The organism is Methylobacterium frigidaeris, from assembly GCF_022179185.1.
Taxonomy (GTDB): Bacteria; Pseudomonadota; Alphaproteobacteria; order Rhizobiales; family Beijerinckiaceae; genus Methylobacterium; species Methylobacterium frigidaeris.
Map to the genome: position 1 here is coordinate 16,585 of NZ_BPQJ01000062.1, position 15,217 is coordinate 31,801.

Consider the following 15,217-nt stretch of genomic DNA (forward strand, 5'->3'; position numbering starts at 1 on the left):
TCGCCAAGGATGCCGTTAGGGCTGACGCTCCCGAGACCGTCACGCCATACGGTGTCAAGCTCGTCCCGGCCCATCAAGCCGATCAGCCCGGCGACGGCGCGATCGAGGGGCTTGTCGCAAACGCGGGTTCAGGCCGCAGAAAGGGCCGCCCACCCTGCTTTCACGCTTTGTTCGCGACAGGAAGCCCAAAGCAGATGGCGAGCAGCTGGTTCTGCTCCCCGACGGTCCACGCGCCCGCGAACCCGAAGCCCTTGCGTAGCCACAGCATCGCTTCGAAGCCCTGGATCGTGCGCCGCGCCGTGTGGAACGAGCGGAACCCGCCCACTCGGGGCATTGCCCGCTTGACCCGATAGTGGTCGCTCTCGATCCCCTGCTGCAGGTGCTTGGTGACGTGGTGGGTGGGCGTGCGTGGCAGCAGGCCCGCCTTGCGGCTCTCGACGATCGCGCGCGGGTACGGACTGGCTCCATCGGTGCCGATCCGGTCAGGCGCGAGAAGCGGCTGATCCTGCAGCATCTTGCGGAAGAAGCGCTTGGCCGCATTGAGGTCGCGCTGTGCGGTGAGCAGGAAGTCGACCGCCTCGCCGTGCTTGTCGATGGCCCGGTAGAGATACCGCCACTGGCCACGCACCTTGATGTAGGTCTCGTCGATCCGGACGGAGCCGCAGTGGGGCCGACGGAACTGCCACAGCCGCTTCTCGATCAGCGGCGCGTAGGCGAGCACCCAGCGGTTCAGGGTGGAGTGGTCGACCTCGAGACCCCGTTCCAGGAACAGCTCCTCGATGTCGCGATAGCTCAGCGGGTAGCGCAGGTACCAGGAGACCGCCTGCACGATAAGCGCCGCCTCGAAATGCCGGCCCCTGAAGTCGGCCTTGGCGCGTTGCTTGAGCTTGGCGGCGATGGCGGACAAGATCATGGACCGGCTCCAGGGCGGAGGCGGCAGGCTGGGCAGGTATGGTTAACGAGCTGTAAGCGGGGATCCGTTCGCCTTTGCGACAGGCCCCTCGGATGTCAGCCCGGTAGCCAGCCAAGCGCGCGAGCCAGACGGGACCGGGGTCATCGGCCAAGCAGCCCCGCGATCGCGCCTTGCAGGAACGTCAGATCCGCACCGGATCCAGCCCGCTCATCAGCGCCTGGCTTCGCGCTGGCGATCGAGATGACGCATCATAGGCGTCACTGCCACGCCATGGATGACAATTGAGATCAGAACAACCAAGCCGGCGGCCGTCCATAGCAGTTCGGGCCGCTCGAACTCGGCATGCCCCAGCCCATAGGCGAGATAGTAGGCCGAGCCGAGGCCGCGCACTCCAAAGAAACTGATTGCGCCCCGCTCGCCTAGCGGGCGCGACAATCCCACGAGGCTGATCCAGCCGCAAGCGGGCCGCACGATGAACAGTACCAGCAGAGCAAATAATATCACTGCGCCGTCCATGGCACCCAACAGATTACCGCTGCTGATTGCACCACCAAACAGCACCAGCAGGATCATCATTAGCAAACGTTCGAGCTGCTCGATGAACTCGTGCAGTTTCTCGTGATAGGCGTGGTTCTGCTCCACCGTGCGGAACGATGCCGCAGCACAGAACACAGCCAGAAAGCCATAGCCGTGCGCCAGTTCAGTCAGGCCGTAGGCGACCGCCGTGATGCCCAGCGCAACGAAGCCGTCTCCGGTACGCGACAGCTTGGCCCGGTTCGGCAGCCGGAACGTCAGCCAGCCGAGCACCCGACCGACCATGCAGCCGACAGCGACACCGCATACCAGCTTCCAGAGCACATCCACGGTGAGCCAGGACATCAGCCAGGGCTCACTCGTTTGACTCGCCGCCGCGAGCGCGATGGCGAGGTTCACGAACGGAAACGCCAGCCCGTCGTTGAGGCCGGCCTCTGCTGTCAGGGTGAAACGTACCTCATCTTCCTCGCCCGACCGGGGTGGCCCGACCTGGACGTCACTGGCCAGCACAGGATCGGTGGGCGCCAGCGCCGCCCCGAGCAGGAGGGCCGCTGCGGTCCCTAGCCCCAGCAGGGTAGAGCTCAGGAGGGCGATGAGCGCGATCGTGAGCGGCATCGCCACGATCAGCAGGCGCCAGGTCAACACCGCCTTGGCCCAGCGCAGGCTGCGGTCCAGCTTCAGACCGGCACCCATCAGGGCGACGATCACCACCGCTTCGGTGAGACGCTCGGTGGCCTTCAGGTGCTGCTGTGGATGAGGCGCGAGGCTCGGTAGCTCCAGATTACCTGCCGCGAGCGCACCGATACCGACGCAGGCGATCGGCAGCGAGAGCGGTATCTCCTTGAGCATCATCGGCAGCCAGGCCGTGAGCAGCACGACCAGGCCGAACCCCGTCAATAGCAAGATGTAGGTGCTCATTCGCACCGGCGATCAGGATAGAGGCGGCCGAGAGAGGCCTTGAGTTCGAGACGGCGCAGATCGTCCTCCACCTGCTGCAGGGCCTTGTCCCCGATCAGGCCCAAGCCGTACAGCCGGTACAGCTCTGCTCGGGCAGCCTTGAGTGCGCGTCGTCGCAGCTCGTCCTTTGTGGGTGAGCTGCGCGGCGGATCATCAAGTGGTTACATCGAGCACCTGTTCCCACGCTTGGCGTTAAAATGGCAGAACGGTCGCTGGCTCTGCACGTGGTGCCGGGGCCTGCAGCAGCCAGTTGCAGAAACACTGACCCGGGCGGTAGGCCATGACCTCGTCGGGGGTCGTGGCTGAGCGTGCGGCTATGCCCCTCGTGACCAAGCTTGGCGCCGTCAGGCTTGGCCTGTTCGCCCCGCTCCTTGCGGTCGGTGGAGGGCGGCTTGGGGGAGGTGCGCGAGATCCTCTCCGGGCGCTTGAGGCGCAGCACCAGCTCGATCGGCTCTTCCTTGCTAAGACTATTAGTCGGCCTCACTGGGCGCCTTGCGGATGAAGGCCAGTATCTCGTTCAGCGGCAAGGAACCGGGGTATTCAGGGAAAGCGAGGCTCACAGGGGCGCCAAGGGCTGCCATGATGTCCCGCAGGCCCTCCACCCAAGCGCTTGCCTCGGCCTGGGTCGCAAACCCTGTCCGGACCATCGTTTTGTCCGGTTCAATGGTCACCATGACGGAAAAGCGTCCGTCCGGCATGTCGAAGATCTGGTAAGTTACGTCGCGCGCCATCAACATGATCTAGGGCGACACGATCGTCGAACCAGTATCAAAAGTTGGATCCATTTTTTAATTGCTCTAGTATTCTGCAGGGCTCTCGGGCGGTGTTCATGACAGCCGGCAGAGAGGGCGCCTCAACCGTACAGGCCCTCGGCCTGTAATTTGTTGAGTAGCTTTCGGGCCTGCACCTGGGCGGGCGCATCGCACTCCTGTTCGTTAAATCCATGGGCGAGCATGGGATAAAGTTTACTCATCGCCTGCCCCATCGCTGAGCCTTCCTAGAGGATCAGTACCTCGCGATCGGTCAAGTCCTTGAGTAAGTACCAGAGCGTCAGCATGAGGTTCAGTGCTGTGCACTCGCCCCAACCTGTCAACGGGGAGCAGGTAGTTCGACCCGTTCAGCTCCACGCCGTGTCCAGCGTAGTAGACGAGTGCTTCGCTTGCCGGCTCGACGCGTGCAAGGAAGTTTGTCACGGCCTGATTCATGCTGCGACGGTCGAGATCTGTCTCATAAATGACTTCGTATCCAATCTTGCGTAGCTTTACCGCGATGGCAGCGGCATCTTTTCTTGCATTCTTGAGAGATGTGACGTTTCGATAATTGCCATTGCCTATTACAAGGGCGAAACGTTTTACAGACACGGCGACAGATGAAGTCGCATTTAAATTTTTGTGCGATGCCTCTTGTGCATGCAGTCCATTAATTTGCTGAGTAAATACGAGGGAGTACGTATGGAATACGCAGAACAAGAGTACCCAGGCGCCTCGGACCCTGTTCAACAACCCGCCGTCCCTCCTACCCGCAGTTGCAAGCATGATGCTCTCCGCTTATGGCTTGAAGCTCGGCCGTTGAAAAGCGGATAGGGTGATGGCTCACAAATTCCGCAGCCTTTTTAGGTCTGTTCTGACGCTCACGTGCGCCTTAGATGTTCGGTCTCGCAGTGTGGTGGTACGATTGCTGCCGCATGGAGGGACGCGCTATGGGACAGGTTCTCCACGGCAGCGCCACGACGACTGAGACGGTCCGTCGGGCAATCCAAGCTCGTCAAGAGAGCGTGAGAGCCGCCGCCAAGCGCTACGGGGTCAGCCCGACTACCGTGCAGAAGTGGCGCTCCCGCCAGACCAGCAGCGATGCCCGGATGGGGCCGAAGGAGCCTCGCTCCAGCGTGCTGAGCCTGGAAGACGAGGCCGTCATCGTCGCCTTCCGGCGCCACACCCTGCTGCCGCTCGACGACTGCCTCTACGCGCTCCAGCCCACCCTCCCGCACCTGACCCGCTCCAGCCTGCACCGCTGCCTCCAGCGTCACGGCATCAGCCGGCTGCGCGACCTTGACGGCGACAAACCCATGCGGTCGCGCTTCAAGGCCTACCCGATCGGCTACTTTCACATCGACATCGCCCAGGTCAGCACGGAACAGGGCAAGCTCCACCTGTTCGTGGCCATCGACCGCACGAGCAAGTTTGCTTTCGTTCAACTCCACGAGAAGGCGACCCAGCGGATCGCCGCGGCCTTTCTGCACGACCTCGTCGCAGCGGTGCCCTACACGATCCACACGGTCCTCACGGACAACGGCATCCAGTTCACCGATAACCGGCCGGTCGACGAGGAGGCCGAGGCCCAAGCGGCTGCCTATTGGGCGACGCAAGACCGACCACGCATCTACCGCTGGCATTCGTTCGCGTGGGCCTGCGAGCAGACTAGGATCGAGCATCGCCTGACCAAACCCCGCTGCCCGTGGACGAACGGTCAAGTCGAGCGGATGAACCGCACCATCAAGGACGCCACGGTCAAACGCTACCATTACGCCAGCCACGACGAGCTGCGGCAGCACCTGCAGCTGTTCGTCGATGCCTACAACTATGGCCGCCGGCTCAAGACCCTGCGTGGCCTCACACCTTACGAGTTCATCTGCCAGACCTGGACGAAAGAGCCCGAACGCTTCAGGCTCGATCCGTCACACCACATGCCGGGACCGAACATCTAGCCGGCTGGCTGGGCGGCCTCGACCCGATCCCAGATTTCAACCCGCTGCTGCAGATGTCGAGCGGCGTCTACCTGACCTTCTTCGGCAGCTTCGTGTTCGGCACGCCGGGCTTCCCGCTCGCCGACGTCCCGCTCGGGCAGATTGCTCAGGACGCCGCTGCAGGGCGGCTCGACGTGAAACCTGCGCGCATCTTCAGCTTCGACGAGGTCCGTGAGGCCCACCGCCTGATGGAGGCGAATGCGGCCGGCGGCAAGATGGTCGTCGTGCACTGAGCCCGGTCCGATCGGAGGAGATCGAGATGACGAAGACGGTAGCCATCGTGACCGGGGCCAGCCAGGGGATCGGTAGAGCCGCGGCAATGCGCCTGGCCCAAGACTTTTCGGCGCTCGTGCTGGTGGCGCGTGACCGCACCAAGCTCGAGGAGACAGCCGCGGCTGTCAGGGCAGGCGGGTCCGAAGCTCTCGTGATCGACCTCGATCTTACTGAACCCACGGCGGCCGCGATGGTTGTCGAGCGGACGCTGTCCGCGTTCGGGCGCATCGATGCACTGCTCAACATCGCGGGCGCGGTTCCCGCGCTGGACGTTTTTCAAGTGACGGATGAGCAGTGGGATGTGGGCCTGGAACTCAAACTTCATGGAGCGCGGCGCCTCACCATTCAAGCGTGGGGCGCCCTGAGGGCGTCTAAGGGCTCGGTCGTGTTCATGTCCGGTAATGCTGCCGTGACCCCGAAGACGGCCGCAGCGGCAGTAGGTGCGATCAATGCGTGCATAGAAGCCTTGGCAAAGGCGTTCGCGGAACGCGGCATCGTTGATGACGTGCAGATTAACTGCGTATCTCCGGGCGCGAGTATCACTGGTCGCCGCATGGCGCTGCTCGAGAGAGCTGCGACGGCAAAAGGAATAAGCGTCGAGGCAGCGAAGCAGGATTTCCTTGGTCAGGCTGGCATCGCTCGCTTCGGAACAGCTGAGGAGATCGCGGATCTGATGGCATTTGTCATCTCTCCAGCGGCGCATTGGATGACCGGCACGGTGCTCCGGTTGGACGGCGGAGAGGTCAGGTCGGTCTGAGTTCAATCCCATTCTTCCAGGAGAGCATGATGTCCGCGACAGATTTCCTCGCCGGCGCTCAGGCCATCGTCTTTGATGCGTACGGTACCTTGCTCGATGTAAATTCGGCCGTGCAACGCCATGCCGCCTAAATTGGGCCGGACGCAAAATCTTTGTCGGACACTTGGCGTCAGAAACAGCTCGAATACTCTTGGGTATTGTCGCTATGCGGGCGCTACACATCATTCTGGGTACTGACTGAGCGGGCACTCGACTACGCACTGGCCCGCTATCCGAGCATCGATCCGGCAATCAAACCAGCATTGTTGGAGGCTTATCAAACTCTGGATGCCTATCCGGAGGTGGTTCACACTCTTGAGGCCCTGCGCGCAACTGGCGTTAAGACCGCCATCCTCTCCAATGGTGTGATCGAGTAGGCACCTCAACGTCCACGGAGTCGTCGGGGACCGCCAGCGTTAGCGCGCGCCGCGATAGCGCGGTAGGAGCATGCCCACCTCGCGCCGATAGCGAATGTAGCGATCGCCGAAGAATGCGACGAGGTCGCGCTCCTCCAATTGGATGCCGACGAAGATGTACGCGGTCGCAACGGCAGCGAAGAGCAGGTGGCCAACCGTCATCATTGGCGTCGCCCAGAATGCGATGACGAAGCCGAGGTAGATCGGATGCCGAACGTGCTTGTAGAGGAAGGGCGTCGTAAACGTAGCCTCATCCCGTACTGGTGAGCGCCAGCCCCGGATGGCCTGCTTCAGCCCGAAAAGGTCGAAGTGGCTGATCATGAAGGTGCTGGCGAGGACGACGAGCCAACCGAACCAGAAGAGCCCCGAGAGCAGGGATGCCACAACCGGCTCGGAGACCGACCACACGGTCGCTGGGAGCGGGCGCCACTGCCAGAACAGCAGCAGCAGTGCGAGGCTTGCCAGGAGGACGAACGTGCTGCGCTCGATGGGCTTCGGAACGAGGCGCGTCCACCAGGCCTTGAAGCGCGGGCGTGCCATCACGCTGTGCTGGAGCGCGAAGACGGTGAGCAGGACGATGTTCGTGACGATGGCGAGCCATGGCGCGACGATCGGCCCATCGTCAACGGCCTTCGGAACGAAGCCGCCCCCCAGGAAACCGATGGCATAGATGAAAGATACAAGGAAGATCGCATAGGAAGTGAGGGCGTAAAGAACGCGGGCAGCGTGCGACATGGAAGATCCTCCATCGATCAAAGCGTGCCAAACTGGGCTGTAAGGCTTGGTCCCAGCCTGACGCCTCGCGGCCCACATCCTTCATCCGGCGGATCGCCCGCTTGCGTCTGTGATCGCCGTCACGGACGCGGATGATCGCCACGGGCATGTCGATCGCTTCAGCCGAGGAGGACCACGTGGCTACAGCGCTCCTAGCTTTCAGACGGTGGCTCGACTGTCGTCGCACAAGGCACGAGCTCGCCCTGTTCAACGACCGTGATCTTGCGGATCTCGGACTCGTCAGAGCCGAATTGATGCGGGCTTGGCCCCTCAAGGTCGAGCGATAGCCGCCGCAGCCATTCACGGGTCGGCCTTTCACGCCGACGATCGCTACAAACCGATGCGCGCCAGTCAGAAATCCGCGCGCCTGCCAGCGCACGCCAGGCGCTATCGGTCCGACCTCTCATCGAAGCATCTGCGCTGAGGCAGGTCCTCCGCTTGGGCTGGTGCCGGCTCCCTTTCCGAACTAGTGGCGGGTTTGAGGTGAGGCTGGTAGCGTGCGATCGTCGCTCGGCCTCATGATCCGTCCGGGTCCGCGCGGCTCCAAACGGAGCAACCGTCGTGGCCGACCCGGCCCAGTTCGAGCGCCTGCTCTCTGCGAGCCCCTTCTTCGGCCGCCTGGAGCCCGACACACGGCGGGCCATCGCCGACCTTTGTGTCACTTGCAGCCTCACCCGCGGCGAGACCCTGTTCCTGAAGAACGATCCGGCGGACGCCTTCTACGCGATCCGCCGCGGCGAAATCCGGATCATGGCTGGGACCAGCACGGGCCGGCGCATGACACTGAACCTTCTCGGGCCCGGCGACATCTTCGGCGAGATTGCGCTATTCGACGGGCGGTCGCGTAGTGCGGACGCCATCGCGGCCGAGCCGGCGGAGCTCTTCGTGGTTCGCCGACGCGATATGTTGGACCTCGTCGGCCGGTGTCCCGATCTGGCAATGCGCGTCATCGAGGTTCTCTGCGAGCGCCTCCGCTTCGTCAGTGCACGGCTCGAAGAGGCGGTGCTGATGCCGCTGCCCGCACGGATCGCGCGACGCTTGCTGGCCCTGGCGGAGGATTTCGGCACCGAGCTCCATATTTCGCAGGACGACATCGCCGACTTCGTGGGGACGACACGCGAGACGGTAAACCGGCAGCTCCAGAATTGGTGGCGTCAGGGCATGCTCGACATCCATCGCAACCGCGTCGTCGTGCGCGATCCCACAACCCTTGCCTCGGTCGCCTTGGCCGCCTCGCCATGAGCCCGCCTGACGAGCGCCTCCGATGTCGCCAGGCCGCTCTTCTGTGAAATCACGAACTGTCGCCTTGCTTCTAAGCGGCAGTGAGAGCTCTCAGACGGCGCCCACACTATCAGTTATGCCACCATCCTGATCGAGCTGCACCATCACGCGATTGCGGCCCCGCCGCTTGGCCTCGTAGAGTGCCGCGTCCGCTGCCGCGAAACACTCCGTCCGCGTCATGCCCGAACTAGGCGTGAGGCGCGCCACGCCGATACTCACCGTCACGAACCCGCTGTTCTGGCCGCTGTGTGGGATCTGGGTGCGTGCCACCGCCTGGCGAATGTGCTCGGCCCGAAACACCACCTCGCGACCTGCTGATCCCAGCAGCAGAACACCAAACTCCTCGCCGCCGATCCGGCAGGCGACTTCGTTGGGCCCGCTCACCTGCCGCTTGAGGCAGCGCGCGATGGTTCGCAGCACCTCGTCACCGGCGAGGTGGCCGTAGGTGTCGTTGTAGCGCTTGAACTGGTCGGCATCGATCAGCAGCAGCGACAGGCTCTCGCCGGTACGCTCCGCCTGGCTCTGCAAATGGTCGAACACGGTCTCGAAGTGGCGCCGGTTCGGCAGGCCAGTGAGCCCGTCGGTCGCCGCGAGTTCAGCCAATGCCTTGTTCGCATCGAGGGCAACGCGCTCGGCCTGAGCCCGCCGTTCGAGCTCACGCTGCAGCAGCAAGGTGAGGCCGGTGAGACCCAGGCACAGGATCAGCACGACGGCGCTGATGCCGACCGCCTTCGGTCGCCAGATCGCCTGGATCGCCGCTACGGAAACGTTCACGTTGATGATGAGCGGCCTCGAGCCGACATGGCTGAAGGAGTAGAACCGCTCGACGTTGTCCAACTTCGCCGTGGAGACGAACTGTCCGGCGTCGTGCTCCAGGTAGTGGTGGAAGTGCGCTGATCCGGCGATGTTGCGCCCAATGGTTTTCTGGTCGGAGGGGTTGCGGGCGAGCATCACACCGTCGGTGCGAAACAGGGCGACGCTGCTGCCCGGATCGATGCTGAGGCGCCGCAGCAGCCCGTCGAGGTAGGAGACGTTCATGGCGCCAACGACCACACCGGCGAAGGTCCCGTCCGCGTAGGCCAGACGGCGGCTGAACGGGATGATCAGCCTGGCGTCCTTTTGGGTGCGGAGCGGCGTGCCGATGTAGAGACCGACATCCGGCCGCTCTTTGTGGACCCGGAAGAAGTCGCAGTCGTCGAGCCGCAGGCGCCGCGGCACCTGCGATGCCGAGTCCATGAACACGTTGCCCTGGGCATCGACGGCGAGGATCGAGCCGAGGCCGTTGGCGGTCGAGGAGCGGTCGAACAGGATGAGGTGACGCAGATCGGGCACGATCCCCTCGATCCTGGGGTTCTGCAAGCCCTCGACCACGGCCTGCAGGGAGAGGTCGTAGAGCTCGATGTTGCGCTCGAAGGCGCTCTCTGTGATCTCGAGCAGGTTGAGCGAGGTGCGGGAGACCTGATCCCAGGCGCTCTGGCGCATCTGCAGCACCATCACGGTCGTGACGGTCCCCAGGGCAAGCGTCGCGGCGACGCTCAGGATCGCGAGTTTTCGCCGGGTGAGGTGTTCCAGGAGATGGAAGTGACGGCGCATCGGTTCCCGCGCACGAGTGGATGCACCCCTGCTCCAACGCCATCGTATCCTGCTAGTGCCTAATAATCAGTTATTTGTACGCCTATTATTTGTATCATCTCGAGAACGCAGGCACGTTTCGTGTCAGAGACCGTGCCCTCCGAACAGGTCGAGCTGCTGAGTGTTCGGCGATCTCCGCGGCCGTCCACGCGGTTTCGGCAAACTCCTGAACTGGGGCAGCTCCTGGCGCGGCTTTCCGTGCAGCACGGCACCGACGATCCGGCAGCCGTCCCCAAAATGGAGAAGGTACAGGCTGTGGCTTCCGGCTCGTAGGATTTCCTGGCGCAGCGGCTCGCTGCTCGGCAGGCGTGCCAATGCGGCGAGTAGGCAGGACAGTCCAGCCGAGGCGACCTCCATGGCGCGGAACTCGATCTCGCGCATCCCCCAGCGCTGGCGAGCAGCGCCAGCGGTCGTCGATGGGAATGGGTTGGCGGCAAACGCTGTCACCTCATCGCGCACGAAGGCAACGAGCCGGTCGCGCTCGGTGATGTGACCGGCGCTTGGTCAGCCCCCATCGGAGTGGTTCATCGGCGAGTTTGGTGGATCTGGGAGTGCGAAGGCGAGCGTCTGGTCGATGCCGGTGCCGATTCGCAGATCAGGGCATGACCCTGCTCTGCCATCTTCCCGGATGCCGCCTGCTGCGTGTGGTGCGTGACGGCCGCGACGCTCTCGTTGTCGCCGCAGAAGGCGAACGCGCTCAGGCGCGCTGCCCGACCTGTCGAACGCCCAGCTCGGCTGTCCATAGCCGCTATCAACGACGGCCCGCTGACCTGCCCGCCAGCGGCAAGATCGTGCGATTGCACCTCACGGTGCGACGCTTCTACTGCCACGCTGCCGGCTGCTCACGTCGCACCTTCGCCGAACGCTTCCCGCATCTGCTCGGCCGCCACGCTCACCGCACCCGCCGACTGGCTCAGGCCCAGGCGCGAACCGGGATCGCGCTCGGTGGCCAGCCTGCCGCTCGTCTGCTCGCGCAACTGGCGATGCCGACCAGCGCCACGACCCTGCTGCGCGCGATCCGCGCTCTCCCGCTGCCATCCGCAGGGCGACCGCTGATCGTTGGTGTCGACGACTGGGCCCTGCGCAAGGGTCGGACCTATGCCACGGTCGTGGTCGACCTCGAGCGCCATCGTCCCCTCGACCTGCTGCCAGATCGTTCGGCTGCCACTCTGGCGACCTGGCTCCGCCATGAGCCGCAGATCCACCTCGTAGCCCGCGACCGCTCCACTGAGTACGCACGGGGGACCACGATGGGAGCGCCGAGCGCCCGGCAGGTCGCCGATCGCTGGCATCTGCTGCTCAACACCCGGCAGATGCTCGAACGCTGGCTCGTCCTGGTTCACCCGCGCCTGAAGCAGCTGCCGCCAACGACTCCTCCCGCGCCTTCGGTCCGCCGGACGAAGGCGTATTCACGTGCTCCCGCCGAGGTGTTGACCCGGGCTGCGGCCGTCGAACGCTGGCAGGGTCTCTACGATGACGTTCGCCGCCGCGTCGCGGCCGGACAGTCACTCCGCCGCATCAACCGCGAGACCGGTCTGGCCCGCGCCACCGTGCGCAAATACGCCTTCGCCCAACATTTACCGCGCCACAGCCTGCGCGGGCCAGGGCCAAGCATCCTGGATCCCTACCTCGATCACCTCACCGCCCGCCTTGATGAGGGCTGCGAGAACGCCATGCAGCTTTGGCGCGAGCTTCGCGCCCTCGGCTATCCCGGCACCCCAAAGCAGGTCAAACGCTGGCTGAGCCAACGGCGCACGCGCCCGGCCAAGACGACGATCCGACGCTGGCAGAGATCACCAGCCGCAGCGACAATGACGCCACCGGCACGACTGCCAGTTCCGCCGCCCAAGCCGCTGTCATGGCATCTCTTGCGTGACCCCGATGAGCTTGATCCCGAAGCCGCCGCGACGGTGGCATGGGTGCTTCAGGATGGCGAGGGGGCCAAGGTCGTCGGCCTGGCTCGCCGGTTCTGTCGGATCATCCATAGCAGTTGCGGCGGGAGGCGTGCGGATCCCGCCTCCATGGTGACCTTCGACAGGTGGCTGGAGGAGGCACGTCGCTGCGGCGTACGCGTGGTCGAGAGTTTTGCCGCTAGCCTCGATCAGGATCGTGCGGCCGTGCGTGCCGGTCTGGAACTGCCATGGAGCAGCGGCCAGGCAGAAGGGCAGATCAACCGCCTCAAGCTGCTGAAGCGCAGCATGTATGGCCGGGCCAAGCTCGACCTCCTCCGCCGCCGCTTCCTCCTCGCAGCCTGATCCACCAAACTCGCCGATGAACCACTCCGCTGGGGGCTGACCAGCATCGTGCTCGAGCCGATCACAACCTGACGGACACCGTCCATCGCAGCTTATTCCACCCGACTGCGCGCAGACGGACAGGTCGACGCGTTCGGATACGCCGAAAAATTTTGCGCAAGGTATGGAATACGCGGTGGCGAACGGCGTCGATGTCCGCGTGAGGTTGCTTCTCGCGGTTGCGCAGGGCGGCCCACGAACGGAGGAGATCCGCGCGTGTCAGGAGGCTGGCCATGAGCGACATGATGCGTCTCGTCGAGCCGCTTATCCCGGCACTGCGCCGCTACGCCCGAGCCCTCCTTCGCAACCCGGTCGATGCCGACGACCTCGTCCAAGACTGCTTGGAGCGGGCGGTGAGCCGCTGGCATCAACGCCGTCCCAACGGCGACGCCCGCCCCTGGCTCTACGCGATCCTGCACAACCTAGCGATCAGCCAGTTGCGTCAGCGTGCCCGGCGCGGACCGCACCTGCCCGTCGAGGATGCGCCCGAGGGGAGCCTCGCGATTGCGCCCAGCCAGGACCAGGGGCTGCGCCACCGCGACCTGATGGCAGCCCTCGACAAACTGCCCGAGGAACAGCGCGGCGTGCTCCTGCTCGTGACCGTGGAAGGGCTCTCCTAAGCCGAGACCGCGCAGGTGCTCGCCATCCCGGTCGGAACCGTGATGTCGCGCCTCTTCCGCGCGCGTGACCGGATGATCCAGCTCATAGACGGCGAGAGCGGCTCCACTCCCGCCAAGCGCCCGCTTCTCAGGAGGGTGAAGTGACCCTGCGCCCGATCAGTGAGGACGACATCCAAGCGCTCGTGGACGAGCGCCTCGACACGGCCCGCCGGTCCGAGGTCGAGGCGTACCTCGCCGCCAATCCCGACGCCCGAACCCGGGTCGACCGTCTTCGCACCCTCGGCCGTGACCTGAGGACCGCCTTCGCGCCCATCGCGACCGAACCGGTCCCGGCCCAACTCAATCTTGCACACATCGTCGAGGCGCGGCGACGGCCACGGCTGCAGGTATCCGCCTGGCAAGCCGCGGCGGCCGCGATACTCCTCGCGCTGGGCGGTCTCGGCGGCTGGGGGCTTCACGGCACGCTCGCGCCTGCCGGCGTCGATGCCTTGGCGCAGGAGGCGAGCGCCAATTTCGCGGTTTACGCTCCCGACCGCACGCGGCCGGTCGAACTCGCCGCGAGCGACAGCGCCGAACTCGCCCGCTGGTTCTCCGCTCGGCTCGACCGCAAGGTCGGTGTGCCGGACCTGAGGTCCGCCGATTGCCGGCTGATGGGTGGGCGCCTGGTCGCCACCCCGCACGGCCCCGCGGGCCTCCTGATGTACGACGATCATAGGGGGACACGGTTCGTCGTCCTCATGCGGCCGATGGCCGAGCCCGGTGACGCGCCGATGCGCGAGCACAGGTTCGGATCGGCCACCGGATATGCCTGGGCGCAGGACGGGCTCGGCTACAGCCTGGTCGGGGCGGCCGATCCGGCCGTGCTGCACCCTCTCGCAAACACGATCCGCCGCACCACGGCGACGAACACCTGAGGGATCCGATGTCTTTGCTGAACGACCTGACCGGGGCACCTCCCGAAACGACGCGGCACGCCCTTCTCCTCCGGCTCGCCGCCATCGGGGCGGTGCTCACCGGGACGACCTGCGGCTTCGCCTATGCAGGCGGCTGGCTCTCTCCAGGGGCGCTGACACCGGCGCGAGTGATCGACCGCTTCGAGCAGGTGAACGGCGCACATCCGGGCTTCCGCCGCAACCACGCCAAGGGCCTCTGCGTCGAAGGCAGCTTCACCGCGAGCGGCGCGGGTGCCTCATTCTCGAAGGCCAGCCTGTTCGCCGCCGGGCGGGTGACGCCCGTCGCGGGCCGTGTGGCGCTCGCCGGCGGCCAGCCCTACGCGGCGGATACCGAGGCCACCGTGCGCAGTCTCGCTCTGCGCTTCACGCTGCCAGACAGCGAGGAGTGGCGCACGGGCATGAACAACATCCCGGTTTTCACAGTGCGCACGCCCGAGGCGTTCTACGAGCAGCTCCTGGCCGCCAAGCCCGATCCGGCCACCGGCAAGCCTGATCCGACGCGCCTGACGGCCTTCTTCGCCGCCCACCCAGAAAGCGCGAAGGCCGCAGCTCTGATCAAGGCGCGCACGGTCACCGTCGGCTTCGCCGACAGCACCTACTGGAGCCTCAACGCCTTTCGCCTCATCGCGGCGGATGGCCGGGACACGCCGGCGCGCTTCACCCTCGTGCCGGAGCGCACTCCCTCGCCGGAGACCGCCGGTCAGTCAGTGCGGCAGGATAAGAACTTTCTCTTCGACGAGCTTGCGGCCGAGCTTCGGGAGGGTGCGCTGCGCTGGCACCTCGTCGCGACACTCGGACGACCCGGCGACCCCACCGCGGATGCCACGCAGCCCTGGCCCGCCGACCGCGAGACCGCTGACCTTGGCACTCTGGCGCTCGCCGGGTCGACGCCCGAGGCGGCGGGCAACTGCCGGGACGTGAACTTCGATCCTCTCGTCCTGCCTCTCGGCATCGCGCCGTCCGACGACCCGCTGCTGAGCGCCCGCTCGGCGGCCTACTCGCAGTCCTTCACCCGCCGCGCTGGCGAGGAC

The 15,217-nt window shown here is 65.1% G+C and carries 15 protein-coding genes and 3 pseudogenes; 10 read left to right on the forward strand and 8 right to left on the reverse strand.

The window, feature by feature from the left end:
- Window positions 1–160 precede the first annotated feature (160 nt).
- The 5 genes and pseudogenes from MFF64_RS32950 to MFF64_RS32970 form a co-directional block, all read right to left on the reverse strand.
- Complete coding sequence (locus MFF64_RS32950) at window positions 161–913, reverse strand: IS6 family transposase (protein ID WP_238193440.1); 753 nt, start codon at window positions 911–913, stop codon at window positions 161–163.
- Window positions 914–1,123: 210 nt separating this feature from the next.
- Window positions 1,124–2,365, reverse strand: coding sequence for a cation:proton antiporter (locus MFF64_RS32955; RefSeq protein ID WP_238193441.1), 1,242 nt, complete (start codon window positions 2,363–2,365; stop codon window positions 1,124–1,126).
- A gap of 255 nt (window positions 2,366–2,620) precedes the next feature.
- Window positions 2,621–2,888, reverse strand: a pseudogene (locus MFF64_RS32960) (IS66 family transposase); the annotation flags it as partial.
- Window positions 2,875–3,135 (reverse strand): hypothetical protein, encoded by a 261-nt coding sequence (locus tag MFF64_RS32965; protein ID WP_099903149.1) that lies wholly within the window; start codon window positions 3,133–3,135, stop codon window positions 2,875–2,877. The gene MFF64_RS32965 and the pseudogene MFF64_RS32960, both read right to left, overlap by 14 nt.
- 234 nt (window positions 3,136–3,369) lie before the next feature.
- On the reverse strand, window positions 3,370–3,939 hold the full coding sequence (locus MFF64_RS32970; RefSeq protein ID WP_099903145.1) for a caspase family protein: 570 nt from the start codon (window positions 3,937–3,939) through the stop codon (window positions 3,370–3,372).
- A 164-nt stretch (window positions 3,940–4,103) separates the two neighbouring features.
- On the opposite strand from MFF64_RS32970, the gene MFF64_RS32975 reads away from it, so the two are divergent.
- The 4 genes and pseudogenes from MFF64_RS32975 to MFF64_RS32990 form a co-directional block, all read left to right on the forward strand.
- A complete protein-coding gene (locus MFF64_RS32975; protein WP_165795739.1) occupies window positions 4,104–5,108 on the forward strand; it encodes an IS481 family transposase in 1,005 nt (334 codons plus the stop codon).
- 53 nt (window positions 5,109–5,161) lie between these two features.
- Entirely contained in the window at window positions 5,162–5,380 is a 219-nt protein-coding gene (locus MFF64_RS32980) for a zinc-binding dehydrogenase (RefSeq protein ID WP_238193442.1), read from the forward strand.
- A gap of 26 nt (window positions 5,381–5,406) precedes the next feature.
- Window positions 5,407–6,177: an SDR family oxidoreductase gene (locus MFF64_RS32985; protein WP_238193443.1), complete on the forward strand. Its 771-nt coding sequence runs from the start codon at window positions 5,407–5,409 to the stop codon at window positions 6,175–6,177.
- A gap of 29 nt (window positions 6,178–6,206) precedes the next feature.
- A pseudogene (locus MFF64_RS32990) lies at window positions 6,207–6,581 on the forward strand (HAD-IA family hydrolase); the annotation flags it as partial.
- A gap of 51 nt (window positions 6,582–6,632) precedes the next feature.
- On the opposite strand, the gene mddA reads toward MFF64_RS32990, so the two are convergent.
- On the reverse strand, window positions 6,633–7,367 hold the full coding sequence (gene mddA, locus MFF64_RS32995) for a methanethiol S-methyltransferase (protein ID WP_238193444.1): 735 nt from the start codon (window positions 7,365–7,367) through the stop codon (window positions 6,633–6,635).
- 146 nt (window positions 7,368–7,513) lie between these two features.
- On the opposite strand from mddA, the gene MFF64_RS33000 reads away from it, so the two are divergent.
- Together MFF64_RS33000 and MFF64_RS33005 are read left to right on the forward strand one after the other, a co-directional pair.
- Window positions 7,514–7,693 (forward strand): DUF1127 domain-containing protein, encoded by a 180-nt coding sequence (locus MFF64_RS33000; RefSeq protein WP_238193450.1) that lies wholly within the window; start codon window positions 7,514–7,516, stop codon window positions 7,691–7,693.
- Between the two features lie 274 nt (window positions 7,694–7,967).
- A complete protein-coding gene (locus tag MFF64_RS33005) occupies window positions 7,968–8,648 on the forward strand; it encodes a Crp/Fnr family transcriptional regulator (protein WP_238193445.1) in 681 nt (226 codons plus the stop codon).
- 90 nt (window positions 8,649–8,738) lie between these two features.
- On the opposite strand, the gene MFF64_RS33010 is transcribed toward MFF64_RS33005, so the two are convergent.
- Window positions 8,739–10,181, reverse strand: a complete 1,443-nt coding sequence (locus tag MFF64_RS33010) for a sensor domain-containing diguanylate cyclase (RefSeq protein ID WP_238193451.1) — start codon at window positions 10,179–10,181, stop codon at window positions 8,739–8,741.
- Window positions 10,182–10,403: 222 nt separating this feature from the next.
- Entirely contained in the window at window positions 10,404–10,700 is a 297-nt protein-coding gene (locus MFF64_RS33015; protein WP_238193446.1) for a hypothetical protein, read from the reverse strand.
- A gap of 221 nt (window positions 10,701–10,921) precedes the next feature.
- Here MFF64_RS33015 and MFF64_RS33020 point away from each other — a divergent pair, with 221 nt between their 5' ends.
- The 4 genes and pseudogenes from MFF64_RS33020 to MFF64_RS33035 form a co-directional block, all read left to right on the forward strand.
- Window positions 10,922–12,574, forward strand: a complete 1,653-nt coding sequence (locus MFF64_RS33020; protein WP_238193447.1) for an ISL3 family transposase — start codon at window positions 10,922–10,924, stop codon at window positions 12,572–12,574.
- A gap of 272 nt (window positions 12,575–12,846) precedes the next feature.
- Window positions 12,847–13,377: pseudogene (locus MFF64_RS33025) on the forward strand (RNA polymerase sigma factor).
- Between the two features lie 2 nt (window positions 13,378–13,379).
- Window positions 13,380–14,147: an anti-sigma factor family protein gene (locus MFF64_RS33030; RefSeq protein ID WP_238193452.1), complete on the forward strand. Its 768-nt coding sequence runs from the start codon at window positions 13,380–13,382 to the stop codon at window positions 14,145–14,147.
- A gap of 8 nt (window positions 14,148–14,155) precedes the next feature.
- A partial coding sequence (locus MFF64_RS33035) for a catalase family peroxidase (protein ID WP_238193448.1) occupies window positions 14,156–15,217 on the forward strand: 1,062 nt, incomplete at its 3' end.

Coding starts and splice junctions, on each gene's coding strand:
- MFF64_RS32950 (WP_238193440.1), bottom strand. CDS start 913: ATGATCTTGTCCGCCATCGCCGCCAAGCTCAAGCAACGCGCCAAGGCC.
- MFF64_RS33010 (WP_238193451.1), bottom strand. CDS start 10,181: ATGGTGCTGCAGATGCGCCAGAGCGCCTGGGATCAGGTCTCCCGCACC.
- MFF64_RS32985 (WP_238193443.1), top strand. CDS start 5,407: ATGACGAAGACGGTAGCCATCGTGACCGGGGCCAGCCAGGGGATCGGT.
- MFF64_RS33015 (WP_238193446.1), bottom strand. CDS start 10,700: ATGCGCGAGATCGAGTTCCGCGCCATGGAGGTCGCCTCGGCTGGACTG.
- MFF64_RS32955 (WP_238193441.1), bottom strand. CDS start 2,365: ATGAGCACCTACATCTTGCTATTGACGGGGTTCGGCCTGGTCGTGCTG.
- MFF64_RS33000 (WP_238193450.1), top strand. CDS start 7,514: ATGTCGATCGCTTCAGCCGAGGAGGACCACGTGGCTACAGCGCTCCTA.
- mddA (WP_238193444.1), bottom strand. CDS start 7,367: ATGTCGCACGCTGCCCGCGTTCTTTACGCCCTCACTTCCTATGCGATC.
- MFF64_RS32970 (WP_099903145.1), bottom strand. CDS start 3,939: ATGCTTGCAACTGCGGGTAGGAGGGACGGCGGGTTGTTGAACAGGGTC.
- MFF64_RS32980 (WP_238193442.1), top strand. CDS start 5,162: ATGTCGAGCGGCGTCTACCTGACCTTCTTCGGCAGCTTCGTGTTCGGC.
- MFF64_RS33020 (WP_238193447.1), top strand. CDS start 10,922: ATGACCCTGCTCTGCCATCTTCCCGGATGCCGCCTGCTGCGTGTGGTG.
- MFF64_RS32975 (WP_165795739.1), top strand. CDS start 4,104: ATGGGACAGGTTCTCCACGGCAGCGCCACGACGACTGAGACGGTCCGT.
- MFF64_RS32965 (WP_099903149.1), bottom strand. CDS start 3,135: ATGGCGCGCGACGTAACTTACCAGATCTTCGACATGCCGGACGGACGC.